Origin of the sequence: Exiguobacterium sp. s145, from assembly GCF_018618835.1 — a bacterium.
GTDB classification, from domain to species: Bacteria; Bacillota; Bacilli; order Exiguobacteriales; family Exiguobacteriaceae; genus Exiguobacterium_A; species Exiguobacterium_A artemiae.
Window position 1 is genome coordinate 525958 of record NZ_JACSMV010000001.1, and the last position, 13988, is coordinate 539945.

Consider the following 13988-nt stretch of genomic DNA (forward strand, 5'->3'; position numbering starts at 1 on the left):
TGAATGAAGGATGGCAACTGCGATGAAACTGGAAAAAGAAATGGTGTTACTGAATCAACAGTTTAATACGGACGAGGAAGCGATTGAAGCAGCAGGAACATTGCTCGTCGATCATGGATATGTCCGTCCGAACTATATCGAATCGATGAAAACCCGTCACCGGTTATCGACGGTCTACATCGGAAACCATGTCGCGATTCCTCATGGGACGGAAGAGTCAAAAGAAGAAGTCTTAAAAACAGGATTATCCATTCTACAGGTTCCGAACGGTGTGTCGTTCGGAACCGAACAGGCAAAGCTGATCATCGGGATTGCCGGCATTGGTGACGAACACCTGGAACTGCTGTCGCACATTGCCATTATTTGTTCGGATGAAGAGAATGTCGAGCAGTTGGTCAAAGCGCAAACAGCCGAAGACATTATTCAGCTGTTATCTGTGGAGGTGTAAGCTATGAAAGCCGTTCATTTTGGTGCAGGAAATATCGGTCGGGGCTTCATCGGCTTACAATTGGTTAAATCAGGTTATGATGTCTGTTTCATTGACGTGAATGCCGAAGTCGTCGAAGCGTTGAAAACGCGCGGGGCGTATACGGTCGGTTATGCGGCGGAAGAAGCAGCGGTGGAAGAGGTGTCGCGCGTCACAGCATTGAACAGTCAGACTGAAGCCGAGCGGGTAGTCGAAGCCATCGCGACAGCCGATGTCGTGACGACAGCTGTCGGACCGACGTTGCTTGCGAGAATTGCTCCCTTGCTTGCGGAAGGACTCAAACAACGGACGACAACCCAAAACGTCTTTGTGATCGCATGTGAAAACATGATCGAAGGATCCAGTCATTTGCAGCAAGAAGTGATGCATTATCTTGAGTCAACGCCAGGCAATGTCTTTTTCCCGAATGCCGCCGTCGACCGGATTGTCCCGTTGCAACACCATGACGATCCGTTATACGTCGAAGTCGAACCGTTTTTCGAGTGGGTTATTGAGACAAAGGCGTTACCGGATGATTATCCGGTGTTCGAAGGTGTAACATACGTGGCAGACATCACACCGTTCATCGAACGGAAATTATTCACCGTCAACACCGGACATGCGATCGCCTCTTACCTCGGTGCATTGTTTGGAAAAGAGACGATTGCTGAAAGTCTGCAGGATGTCCGTGTCCGGCGCGGCGTACAAAGTGCCTTGTATGAAACCGGATGGTTACTGCTTGAAAAATACGGCTTTGATCCGAAAGATCACAGCGCCTATATTCAAAAAAACATTAAACGATTTGAAAATCCGCGGATCCATGATGAAATCGTCCGTGTTGCCCGTTCACCGATCCGGAAGCTCGGGCCACGCGACCGGTTGGTCAAACCGGCCCGCGAATTAATGGACCGTGGTATCGAGGCGAATGGATTAGCTCTGGGGATTGCTGCGGCTTTAACCTACTCCGATCCAAATGATTTAGAATCTTCTGAATTAAATACCTTTATTGAACAAAACGGCATCCGAAAAACCGTCGCGACTTATCTGGGACTGGAAGCAGACGAACGTCTCAGTCAACTGATTGTCAGTCAGTATGAACAGATGCACCCGATGAGTGATTCCATTGCCTGATCCCGTTTGACCTGAACCAGTTCCGGTGTTTGCCGGAGACTGGTTTTTTTGTCTTTAAATCCAATTGTTTTAGGAAAAGCACCCAAGTTTTCTAATTTCCAAATCTTTAACATAAATTCATAGTCTTGTGTATAACAGATTTAGAATATTCGTTATCGAATATTTTTAACGGTTTTTGCAATGTACGCTATAGAAACGGAACTATTCTCCGATCCGATTCTTAGTTAAGAGAAGGTGGAATTATGCTGAATTATAAAGTGAACGTATATATGGCTAAAGGAACACGATTAAAATCAAACCATTCGATGGCAGCAAAACACTTGATTTACACGAGTCAATTTTCATCTCATACACCGGTCGAACTGATTCATCAATTGCTGTTGAACCGCCTGACCCTCGAACAAGAACAGAACCCGCACTTGATGTATACACTCGAAGTCAATACTGTCGTCGACCAATACGTGATTGATGTCCGTCTTTCCTCTGAAGGGAACGTGTCGGACACAGTGGAACGCGGATTGATCGAATTGATTGAACGGGAAGAAGTGAGACATATTCAGGCACTTGAAATCGGAAAACCGGATTACGCCGAATTTGCGCATCTGGTCTTACATGTCAAACCGGGAGCTCTTCGCGTCGATCAAGAGAAAATGCAACATGTCTTTGATGGATCCGGCGTTCAAGGACAAATCATCCTGCAAAAAGAGCGGATCGACAGCCGGGAAACGTGTCACTCGATTCAATTGTTGATCGGCGGGATGGAGAAGAGTTTATACAGCCTCTCGCATTACCAGCTGGATCCGCTGTTCCGGAAATACGGTTTAGTCATCCAGTCCTTAAATCTGTTGCCGTTTGATCTGTTCTTGATTCGTGACAAAGTAGCGATGTTATCCTCCGCTGACGCTACCCGGCTGTGGATCGATGATATTACGACTTCTAAAAATGGCAGAAGTCATCAAATCTGCTTCAAGGATGGTCAGGAATTCATGACGGTCATCTGTGATTTACACGGCTCGATCCGCTCCTATAAATGCTCTTAAGACAGTCTTTGACGTTTAACATGGTTTCATTTCGGTTAAATCCTTTAGAGAAGAAGCTGAAGCTAAAGAATTGGAGATGAAGGCTATGTTATCAGAAAAGCAAATCGAGACATTCAAAACACGTTTGTTAAAGGAAAAAGATAAAACGGAAACAAATATTGAAAATCGCGAAGTCGACTATGATACAGGGGAACTGTCGAGCTACGACAACCACCCGGGCGATTCGGGAGACGAATTGTTTTTACGGGAACGCGATCAAGCAATGACAGATATGCAGGAAGAAATGTTATCGGATGTCGATGTCGCGTTAAAAGCGATTGAAGATGGCACGTACGGAATCTGTAAAGTCTGCGGCAAAGAGATTGAAATCGAACGTCTTGACATCATTCCGGAAACGTTATTATGTATTGAAGACGCGAAAAAAGAAGAAGAGCAGCTTGGAAACGATCCGATGTCGCGCCCGAGTGAAGAGGCGGTCCTTGATCCATCCGTTACGGCAACCGGTAAAGACATCGACGGGGCAACTGACGGATTCAGTAAAGTCGGTGAGTTCGGGAACTCGGATACACCTTCAGATAAAGAAGACGGCATCGATCCGACACGCTAATTCGACCAATCCACACGTCAATCCATTTTTTGGAGATGACGTGTTTTTTTTGTGAAAAAAATCGTAAAAAAAATACCGGAAAATTTTGACTTTTATAAAACATTTGGTACGATAGAAACGAGAAGACATTTCGATAGGGGTAAAATGAAAGCGCATACATGAGATACCTTCTCGTCGGTTGACCATTTTATTTGAGGGAGGAACAATCAGATGATTTATGAGATTCCAAACACGCAAGGGTCAAAGGTACAATACAAGGATCGTTATGAAAATTTCATTAACGGAAAATGGACGGCACCGGTCGGTGGAGAATATTTTGATAACGTGACGCCGATTACCGGGAAAGTATTATGTCAAGTCGCCCGTTCCGGTAAAGAAGATATTGAACTCGCCCTCGACGCGGCACATGCGGCAAAGGATGCCTGGGGCAAGACGTCAGTCGCAGAGCGGTCAAACATCTTAAATAAAATCGCGAATCGGATGGAAGAAAATCTTGAGATGCTTGCCTATGCGGAAACGCTCGAAAACGGGAAAGCGGTCCGTGAGACACTGAATGCCGATCTTCCGCTTGCGATTGATCATTTCCGTTACTTTGCAGGAGTCATCCGCGCGCAGGAAGGTTCAATCGGAGAACTCGACAACGATACGGTCGCTTATCATTTCCATGAGCCGCTTGGAGTCGTCGGTCAGATCATCCCGTGGAACTTCCCGATTTTAATGGCTGTCTGGAAACTCGCACCGGCACTCGCGGCAGGAAACTGTGTCGTCCTGAAACCGGCGGAACAAACACCGGCAAGTATTTTACTGATGACGGAACTGATTGAAGACCTATTACCTCCGGGTGTCCTGAATATCGTCAACGGTTTCGGACTGGAAGCCGGAAAACCGCTCGCCTCAAGCAAGCGGATTGCGAAAATCGCCTTTACGGGTGAGACGACGACGGGACGACTCATCATGCAGTATGCGTCACAAAACATCATTCCGGTTACACTCGAGCTCGGCGGGAAATCACCAAACATCTTCTTCGCTGATATCATGGATGCCGATGATGCCTTTTTCGATAAAGCAATCGAAGGATTACTGATGTTTGCCCTGAACCAAGGGGAAGTCTGTACGTGTCCATCACGTGCCTTGATTGAAGAATCCATCTATGAGCCATTCATGGAACGGGTCCTCGAACGCGTCAAAGCGATCAAGCTCGGTAATCCGCTGGATGCTGACGTCATGATGGGGGCTCAAGCTTCGAGTGAACAGATGGAGAAAATCCTGTCGTATCTCGAAATCGGAAAATCGGAAGGGGCCGAGTGTCTGATTGGCGGCGAACGGAACCATCTTGACGGTGACCTCGCAGACGGTTATTACATTCAACCGACGATTTTCAAAGGAAACAACAAGATGCGGATTTTCCAAGAAGAGATTTTTGGGCCGGTCCTGTCCGTCACGACATTCAAAACAGAAGAGGAAGCACTGCAAATTGCCAATGACACGCTGTACGGCTTAGGTGCCGGTGTCTGGACGCGTGACATGAACCGGGCATACCGTTTCGGACGGGCGATTGAAGCAGGACGCGTCTGGACAAACTGTTACCACCAATATCCGGCCCACGCTGCGTTCGGCGGTTACAAGATGTCGGGAATCGGCCGTGAAAATCATAAAATGATGCTTAACCATTACCAGCGGACAAAAAATCTTCTCGTCAGCTACAGCCCGGATAAACTTGGTTTCTTCTAATCGAAGAAAGGATGTGGCGACATGGTCGAACGTGTACTTGCGACCGATGCCGGCTTGGAATTGATTGAACTGCTAAAAGCAAAACACGGACCGTTAATGTTTCATCAATCAGGTGGATGCTGTGACGGAAGTTCCCCGATGTGTTTTGCGGAAGGCGATTTATTTTTAGGCGATCAAGATTTATTGATCGGTACAATCGGCGGCTGTCCGTTTTATATTCATGAGGATCAATACGCCTACTGGAAACATACGCAACTGATCATTGATGTCGTTGATGGTCGAGGCGGAATGTTTTCCTTGGAAGGCGTCGAGGGGAAACGGTTTTTAACACGTTCTCGTGCTTTTACGTCTGAAGAATATGCGGAGCTCGCAGCTACTGCCAAACCATAGAACAATCAAAAGAAGATACCTCGCCCGAGTATTTAAGTGCTTGTGACTTAGATACACCGGGTGGAAGGTGTTTTTTTTGTGGCATCACGTTATAATTAAAAGATATTTTACAAAAAGAGGAGGACGAAACATGGCGACTTTTCAAGAGTTGACGTCCATTGAAGCCGTAAGGGATTTTTATCTCGTGCAGCGGGCGAGTTTTATTTATGTTTCTAGTCCGGGCTGCGGTGTCTGCGCTTCGTTGTTTCCGCAGATTGAGCCGATATTAGCAAGTCATCCCGAATTTCGGTCGGGACATGTCGATTTAGGAAGCGTCCCGGAAATTGCCGGAGAATTTTCCGTGTTTACTGCTCCGGCTTTGCTGTTTTTTGCGAACGGGAAAGAAATTCACCGGGAAGTACGAATCGTTCCCATTGAACCGTTTACTAAAAAAGTCGAACAGCTCAGCCGATTGGTGGCATCACTCGATTAACAATATCACATCGTCAGGAGGAAACAGACATGCGTTATCCTTATTTAGGTTGGACCGGACAAACAATCGGTGTGACGGCTCCGTCTTCCGGATTATCGGAAGAACTGCATCCGATGATTGAAGAGGCGACGAATCGATTACGGGATCGGCAAATGACTGTTCAAGTCGGACAAACCGTTTGGACACAACAGCAGGCGGCAAGTGCGCCGGTTCAAACGCGGGCGGACGAGCTGAATGCAATGCTGCAAAATCCGGAAATTGATGCAATCATTCCACCATTTGGAGGGGAACGGGCGATTGATGTGTTACCATTCCTGGATTTTGAACGAATTCCGGCAAAGTGGTTGCTCGGGTATTCGGATATCAGTACATTACTGTTTGCGATTACGCTCAAGACCGGCATTGCGACGGCGCACGGACCAAACTTCGTCGACATGCGCAGTGAAGAATGGGATGAAACGACGACAGCTTGGCGACGAGTTCTCGCGACGCCTGCCGGAGCAACCGTGACGCAGTGGACATCTGATTTGTATCAGACGAATTGGAATCATGCGGAACGGCCCGAACGTTATATGTACCACCTCGACGCGGCAACAGAGTGGAAAACAATCGATCCGGCCCAAAAACAGGTATCCGGCCGGTTGCTTGGCGGATGTCTTGAAACGATTCGTCATCTCATCGGAACACCGTACGGAGATGTGGTCACGTTTCAGACGGATCAGCTGAATGAAGAACCGATTCTTTGGTACTTTGAAGTATCGGAAGCGAGTGCCACCGACGTTCACCGTTCGCTGATGCAGATGTATCTCGCGGGGTGGTTCGAGCGGGCATCGGGCATCGTGTTCGGACGAACAGCCGGCGGGCGGACAGTTGAGGAGTATACCATCCTCGACGTGTATGAGACGTTTAATGAACTGCTGGACATTCCGGTGTTTTACGATCTCGATATCGGTCACCAACCGCCGCAAATGACACTCGTCAACGGAGCATCAGCAACTATCATGATTCAAGGAAAAGACTCTAGATTAGACATGACATTTCAGTAATCTAGAAGAGGAGGACAGATATGGCGAGTCGGAAGTTTCAATCGTTAGCAGCGTACAAGCGGGTGCACATCAATCCGGAAACACGGCGGATGACCCTGCCTGAACCGTTTTATGATGCGTTACAGGTAAAAGATGAACTGATGTTAGCACAGGTCGGTCAAGTGCTGATTATTCGGAACCCACAGGAAATCGTCACGACGGAAACGGATTTGCTGTCGGACATCGTCGAAGAAGGGTTCACGGGACAAGAATTGGTTCAGGAATTTGCTTACCGAAAGGCACAACACGAACATCGTCTGCGGCAACAAATTTTACAAGAAGAGGATGCCGAGTCCTCAGCACAACTACAAATTGATCTTTAAGAGCAGATGAGGAGTGGGAGCAATGCGAACACGAACGAAAATCGGTTTAGGTGTAATCGGTTCCGGGATGCTTGCAGCGAGTTATTACTTTTATGAAATGGCGATCGCAACCAATCCGAAACCCTTTTTATCCAATAACCGTGATTTGAGTGACGAAATGGTCCGTCTGATGCAACCGGGGCAGACGTGGATTAAAGAACAGCCGCTGGAATTGATTGAAGTCAAGGCGCATGACGGATTAATGTTACGCGGGCATTACTTGCCGCCGCTTGTACCATCGGATCGGATTGTGATTTTAGTGCATGGATACGGCGGTGTCGGAACGGATTTGGCCGGATTTGCGTATCTGTATCACCAAGCCGGTTTCCACGTCATGATGCCGGATAACCGTGGACACGGAAAAAGTGACGGGAACTATATTGGTTTCGGATGGCATGACCGGGAAGATTGTCTCCGGTGGACCGAATATCTGGTAGCTCGTCTTGGCCGAGAAAGTGCAATCTTTTTGCACGGTGTTTCGATGGGAGGAGCAACCGTTCTGATGACCAGTGGGGAACTGTTGCCGCCGCAAATCAAAGGCATCATTTCCGATTGTGCGTATACGTCGGTCAACGCCGTTCTCGCCTATCAAATGAAGCGGATGTATCGTCTGCCGCATTTCCCGTTCCTGACGATGACAAGTATCTTGACGAAATTAAAAGCGGGCTATTTTTTCAGTGAAGCCTCGGCCATTAAGCAAGTCCAGCGGGCGACGGTTCCGATTCTGTTTATTCACGGCGGAGCCGATACATTTGTTCCGACTTCAATGGTCTATGAATTGTATCAAGCCTGTCCGACGGAAAAAGAATTGGTGGTCATTCCGAATGCAGCCCACGCGATGGCTTATTTCGAGGATCCGGACACATACGATACGGTCGTGGAACGATTCGTCCGGCGGATTTTAGACGAACCGACAGAAAAAGTATAAAAAAATGCATGAAACCGTTGACACGAAAAAAACTATTTAGTATTCTAATAACATAAATAGAAGTCGTCGTGGCGGAACTGGTAGACGCGCTAGACTCAGAATCTAGTGGTGGCAACACCGTGGAGGTTCAAGTCCTCTCGGCGGCATTTTAAAGTGAAAATAGGAGTACTCTTCGTCAGAAGGGTGCTCCTATTTTTTTTATTTTGAAAAATTTTGATTCATGCTCTTAACAAGTTTGTTCGTAAAATTTGAATTTTTCTGATAAAATATGTGTTAAGGAAAAGTTTTTGAGGAAAATACATGAAAGAAGGCATTTGTCTTCAAGAGAGGAGTAACAACATGAAAAAGCATTTATCGGTATTATTTTTATTGCTCAGCTGTCTCGTGGTATTAAGCGCATGTAGTATCGGTTCACAGGACGAGGTCTCAAAAGACAAGACGTACAAGGTTGGCATCGATGTTACGTATCCGCCGTTCGAATATAAAGACGGGGACACATACAAGGGAATCGATATCGACCTCATCAAAGCGATTGCCAAAGATCAAGGATTTAAAATCAAGTTTGAAGCGATGGATTTCAGCGGAATCATTCCCGCTCTTCAAGCGAACCAACTGGATGTAGCGATTGCCGGAATGAGTATCACACCGGAACGGAAAAAGGTTGTTACGTTCTCAGACCCGTACTTTAAAGCCGGGCTGATCCTGGTCGTCAAAGAAGATGAAAACAAAATCAAATCAGTCGATGATTTGAAAGGCAAGAAAGTTGCGGTTAAAAAGGGAACAACAGGTGCAAAATATGCAACTGACAATGCAGACAAACTCGGAATCACCGTCACTCAATTCAATGACAGCCCGGCCATGTTCCAGGAAGTCAAAAACGGAAATGCTGCCGCATTGATTGAAGATTATCCGGTCATCTCCTATGCAAACAAACAGCAAAACCTTGGTCTGAAACTTGTCGGAGACCGTTTGAATGGTGATAATTACGGAATTGCCGTCCTCAAAGGTGAAAACGAAGAGTTGATGAAAAAAATCAACAAAGGACTCGCAAACCTGAAAGAAAACGGGGAGTACGACAAAATCGTCGATACGTATTTAAAATAAGCCATTTGAACGAATGACAAGGGAGTTGAGTCACTGATGGAAGTCGCAAAAACGGCGTTTCCGTTTTTTCTAGAAGGGTTACAGATCACCCTCTATATCTTTATCATCGCGGTCATCGTCGGATTTTTAATCGGCTTGATCGTCGCCTTGATGCGTTTATCACCACTTAAGATTTTAAACGGGATTGCCATCGTCTACATCGATGTCATCCGGGGAACGCCCTTTATCGTCCAATTGTTCTTCATTTATTTTGGACTCAATTCACTTGAGTGGCTGTCGATGGACCGGATGTATGCCGGGATTCTCACTGTCGCCATCAATGCCGGAGCCTATTTCGCCGAGATCATCCGGGCCGGGATTCAATCGATTGATAAAGGGCAGACAGAAGCGGCACGTTCTCTCGGTATGACGGGGCGTCAAACGATGACACAAATCGTTTTACCGCAAGCCTTCCGCCGTATGCTGCCGACGATTACGAACCAATCGATCATCAGTTTAAAAGATACGTCGTTGCTATCGATCATCGGTATCGCGGATTTGACGCAACAGGGACAAGTGCAACAAGCAACGACATTTGAACCGTTCATCGTCTGGACGGTCGTCGGTCTGATGTACTTCGTCGTCATCTATCTCCTTTCACTATTAGGGAAATTCTTGGAGCGGAGGTTTACACTGCGATGAGTATCATTGAAGTCAAACAATTAAAAAAATCATTTGGTTCGAACGAAGTCTTAAAGGATATTTCGGTCGAGATTGAAGAAAAAGAAGTCGTGTGTGTCATTGGACCTTCGGGATCGGGGAAAAGTACGTTTCTCCGTTGCTTGAACCGGCTCGAAGATATCACGGGCGGTACAGTAATCGTCGATACCCATGACATCACAGATCCGAAAGTCGATATCAATAAAGTCCGTGAAGAAGTCGGAATGGTGTTTCAACATTTCAACTTGTTTCCCCACAAGACCGTGCTTGAGAACGTCACACTTGCACCGATGAAAGTCCGGAAAACGGACAAAACGCAAGCGAAACAGCGGGCGCTCGAATTGTTGGATAAAGTCGGATTGCGGGAGAAAGCCGATAACTATCCGGGGGAACTGTCCGGCGGTCAAAAACAACGGGTTGCCATTGCCCGTGCCCTGGCCATGAATCCGAAAATCATGTTGTTCGACGAGCCGACATCCGCGCTCGACCCGGAAATGGTCGGCGATGTGCTTGCTGTCATGAAACAGTTGGCACTTGAAGGGATGACGATGATTGTCGTCACGCACGAGATGGGATTTGCGCGTGAAGTCGGGGATCGGGTTCTTTTTATGGATGGTGGTTTCATCGTCGAAGAAAACATTCCGAGTCTATTGTTTGATTCTCCACAACACGAACGGACACAATCGTTTTTAAGTAAAGTGTTATAACACAAGACATTGAGCAGGAATGGCCTTCAGGGAGGTCGTTTCTGCTCTTTTTTTGACGAATACAGCTGTTTTCCCCTAGAGAGGTTTCATTCATAAACAACACAGGGTACAGTCATAAGAAAAACTTATACATTTATGACTGAGAAATTGGGAATTCGAAACGCACTGACCTAAAAGAAGTAGTAATATAATAACTAAGGCAAACACTTTTGACATACAGGCCATCGTTAAGGGTTATGTTCGGCCTCGTTGCAAGGAACGTGACGATTATCGAATTTTTATGTCATATGATTTGAAAGCGCTAACAGGTAGAGAGCTGGAAATGTACTGATTTTCAGTACAATGAGTGGAATGAATGAAACGGGGGGAACCGTACATGGCAAGCCGGGAACAGGAACAGCAAACATTTTATGGACCAAACCTTGGATACATCATTGAATTGTATGAACGCTTTTTAGAAGATGCTTCTTCTGTTGATGAAGAAACACGGACCTATTTCGAACAAAATGGTGCTCCGGTCGCAGAATCAGTAACTCAGCAACCGATCGAAACGGGAGATTTCGAAAAGTACTTGGCAGCGAGTCGCTTAGCGGATCAAATTCGAGCGAAAGGTCACCTTGCGGCTGACATCTATCCGCTGAAAGATCATCCGCGGGAAACGGAATTGCTGGAGCTTCGTCAGTTCGGATTGACGGAAGCCGATTTACGCGGCATGCCGGTCACGCTTGTTTGTCCGGAACCGCCGGGACATCTGAAGGATGCCTATGAAGGGATCGAACATTTAAAAGCACAGTATACAGGTGCCGCAGCCGTTGAATTCCAACACGTCGATGATTTGGAAGAAAAGAAATGGTTACGCCAAAAAATTGAACAAGGTGCATTGACGGCACGTTTATCAGTCGAACAGAAAAAGCAGTTATTCAAACGGCTCGCCGAGACGGAGTTATTCGAAAAATATCTTCATAAAACGTACGTCGGACAGAAGCGGTTCTCGATTGAAGGTCTTGACGCGATGGTTCCATTGCTCGACACGATCGTTGGACATCTGATTGCCAATGGGTCGGAAACAATCAATATCGGAATGGCGCACCGGGGACGATTAAACGTCTTGGCACATGTATTAGGCAAACCGTATGAAATGATTTTCGCGGAATTCCAACATGCACCGAACCATGATCTTGTCCCTTCCGAAGGATCAATCGGCATCACGTACGGTTGGACGGGTGATGTGAAGTATCATTTAGGGTTAAACCGAAAAATGGAACAACAGTCAAGTAACGTCCGGATGACGCTTGCCAACAATCCGTCTCACCTCGAGTTCGTCGATCCTGTTGTCGAAGGATTCACACGGGCAGCGCAAGATGACCGTTCACAAAAAGGGGCACCACGTCAGGAACAAGGGAAGGCTGCCGCTATCCTCATTCATGGAGATGCTGCTTTCCCTGGACAAGGAATTGTTGCTGAAACGTTGAACCTGACGAATTTGAAAGGTTATAACACAGGCGGAACGATTCATATCATTGCCAATAACACAATCGGCTTTACGACGGAACCGACGGATTCCCGTTCGACCCGTTATTCAAGTGACTTGGCAAAAGGGTATGAGATTCCGATTTTCCACGTCAATGCAGATGAGCCGGAAAGTTGTTTGGCAGTCGCCTTGCTTGCCAGCGAATACCGCGCGACATTCAACAAAGACGTCTTGATTGATTTGATCGGATACCGTCGTTTCGGACATAACGAGATGGACGAGCCGATGAATACGAATCCTGTCCTTTACGATTTGATCCATAAACATGACTCAGCCCGTGTCTTATATGCGAAGCAACTGGTGGAACAAAATGATGTCACGAAAGAAGATGTCACGACGATTGAAACGGACATCAATGACATGATGAAAGCGGCTCGCGAGAAAGTTCCGAATGTCGAAAAAGAATACGGCGGCATCATGCCGGATGTTGTCTTCAAAGGTGTCCCGCACATCGAGACCGGTGTCGCAGTTGAAAAATTGACGGCTTACAATGAGCAGTTGCTCGAATGGCCAAGCGGATTCAATGTCTTCCACAAACTTGAAAAAGTGTTGAAACGCCGGACCGACGCGTTGACGACTAAAAACGGCATCGACTGGGGACATGCGGAAACGTTGGCATTCGCCTCGATTCTTTCCGACGGTACACCGATTCGACTCAGTGGTCAGGATTCAGAACGGGGAACATTTGCCCAGCGGAACATCAATTTAAATGACGTGAAGACAGGCAAAGCGTTTTCACCGATGCACAGCTTGAAGTCAGCAACAGCATCATTTGCTGTCTACAACAGTCCGTTGTCGGAAGCAGGCGTTCTCGGATTCGAATACGGCTATAATGTTTTCGCACCGGAAACACTGGTGCTGTGGGAAGCCCAATACGGCGACTTTGCCAACTCGGGTCAAGTCATCTTTGACCAGTTCATTTCGGCAAGCCGTGCTAAATGGGGGCAGACGTCCGGACTTGTCATGCTGTTACCTCACGGATATGAAGGACAAGGACCGGAGCACTCGAGTGCCCGCCTGGAACGTTTTCTGACCCTGTCAGGCGAAAAGAACTGGACGGTCGCCAATGTATCGAGTGCGGCCCAGTATTTCCATCTGCTACGCCGTCAAGCTGCGATTCTTGGAAAAGAAGAAGTACGTCCGCTTGTCGTCATGACACCAAAAAGTTTACTCCGCCATCCACTGGCGACGTCCGATTTGTCGGAACTGACAGACAGTTCATTTAAACGGATTGTCGAACAGGACGGTCTCGGGCAATCACCGGAACAAGTGGAACGAATCGTCTTCTGTAGCGGAAAAGTGGCCATTGATTTGGCGGAAGCCGTTTCGAAATCAGATGATGATTTCAACTGGTTGCACATTGTCCGGATTGAAGAAATTTATCCATTCCCGGCCAAACAGTTAAATGCTTTGCTTGAACGTTATCCGAATGTCAGTGAGTTTGTCTGGGTTCAGGAAGAACCGAAAAACATGGGGGCTTGGACATACATCGAGCCGCGTCTTGAATCGGTTGCCGTTAATGGCATTACAACGGTCCGTTATATCGGCCGTCGTCGACGTTCGAGTACGGCGGAAGGTGATCCGACAGGACATAAAGTCGAACAGGCGCGGATTCTGACAGATGCCTTAACACGGACGACAGTCGATCAACCGAGCACATCAGCTACTTCCGAAACAAATGTCTAAGCTAGAATTAAGTGGGGTCAAACACGAAAAGTCTTAGGGGGACGAATTA

14 protein-coding genes and 1 tRNA gene are annotated in these 13988 nt (G+C 47.0%); all 15 read left to right on the forward strand.

Going from position 1 to position 13988, the window contains the following annotated elements:
- Nucleotides 1-10 precede the first annotated feature (10 nt).
- The 15 genes from KNQ07_RS02620 (at nt 11) to KNQ07_RS02690 (ending at nt 13939) form a co-directional block, all read left to right on the forward strand.
- Nucleotides 11-448, forward strand: coding sequence for a PTS mannitol transporter subunit IIA (locus tag KNQ07_RS02620; RefSeq protein ID WP_012370590.1), 438 nt, complete (start codon nt 11-13; stop codon nt 446-448).
- Between the two features lie 3 nt (nt 449-451).
- Entirely contained in the window at nt 452-1597 is a 1146-nt protein-coding gene (locus KNQ07_RS02625) for a mannitol-1-phosphate 5-dehydrogenase (RefSeq protein WP_214764644.1), read from the forward strand.
- A 242-nt stretch (nt 1598-1839) separates the two neighbouring features.
- Nucleotides 1840-2637, forward strand: coding sequence for a hypothetical protein (locus KNQ07_RS02630; protein WP_214764646.1), 798 nt, complete (start codon nt 1840-1842; stop codon nt 2635-2637).
- Nucleotides 2638-2722: 85 nt separating this feature from the next.
- A complete protein-coding gene (locus tag KNQ07_RS02635) occupies nt 2723-3244 on the forward strand; it encodes a TraR/DksA C4-type zinc finger protein (RefSeq protein WP_214764657.1) in 522 nt (173 codons plus the stop codon).
- Nucleotides 3245-3454: 210 nt separating this feature from the next.
- A complete protein-coding gene (adh, locus tag KNQ07_RS02640) occupies nt 3455-4975 on the forward strand; it encodes an aldehyde dehydrogenase (protein WP_214764666.1) in 1521 nt (506 codons plus the stop codon).
- A gap of 21 nt (nt 4976-4996) precedes the next feature.
- Nucleotides 4997-5365: a DUF779 domain-containing protein gene (locus tag KNQ07_RS02645; protein WP_214764668.1), complete on the forward strand. Its 369-nt coding sequence runs from the start codon at nt 4997-4999 to the stop codon at nt 5363-5365.
- A gap of 130 nt (nt 5366-5495) precedes the next feature.
- Complete coding sequence (locus tag KNQ07_RS02650; RefSeq protein WP_214764675.1) at nt 5496-5837, forward strand: thioredoxin family protein; 342 nt, start codon at nt 5496-5498, stop codon at nt 5835-5837.
- A 29-nt stretch (nt 5838-5866) separates the two neighbouring features.
- Nucleotides 5867-6883: a S66 family peptidase gene (locus KNQ07_RS02655; RefSeq protein ID WP_012370583.1), complete on the forward strand. Its 1017-nt coding sequence runs from the start codon at nt 5867-5869 to the stop codon at nt 6881-6883.
- Between the two features lie 20 nt (nt 6884-6903).
- Entirely contained in the window at nt 6904-7245 is a 342-nt protein-coding gene (locus tag KNQ07_RS02660; RefSeq protein ID WP_114595634.1) for a hypothetical protein, read from the forward strand.
- A 22-nt stretch (nt 7246-7267) separates the two neighbouring features.
- Entirely contained in the window at nt 7268-8212 is a 945-nt protein-coding gene (locus KNQ07_RS02665; RefSeq protein WP_214764682.1) for an alpha/beta hydrolase, read from the forward strand.
- 62 nt (nt 8213-8274) lie between these two features.
- A tRNA-Leu gene (locus tag KNQ07_RS02670) sits at nt 8275-8358 on the forward strand.
- A 193-nt stretch (nt 8359-8551) separates the two neighbouring features.
- On the forward strand, nt 8552-9316 hold the full coding sequence (locus tag KNQ07_RS02675) for a transporter substrate-binding domain-containing protein (protein ID WP_214764691.1): 765 nt from the start codon (nt 8552-8554) through the stop codon (nt 9314-9316).
- Between the two features lie 36 nt (nt 9317-9352).
- A complete protein-coding gene (locus KNQ07_RS02680; protein WP_012370579.1) occupies nt 9353-9997 on the forward strand; it encodes an amino acid ABC transporter permease in 645 nt (214 codons plus the stop codon).
- On the forward strand, nt 9994-10722 hold the full coding sequence (locus tag KNQ07_RS02685; protein ID WP_012370578.1) for an amino acid ABC transporter ATP-binding protein: 729 nt from the start codon (nt 9994-9996) through the stop codon (nt 10720-10722). Before KNQ07_RS02680 ends, KNQ07_RS02685 begins: the two co-directional genes overlap by 4 nt.
- Before the next feature lie 355 nt (nt 10723-11077).
- On the forward strand, nt 11078-13939 hold the full coding sequence (locus tag KNQ07_RS02690) for a 2-oxoglutarate dehydrogenase E1 component (protein ID WP_214764698.1): 2862 nt from the start codon (nt 11078-11080) through the stop codon (nt 13937-13939).
- Nucleotides 13940-13988: the final 49 nt, after the last annotated feature.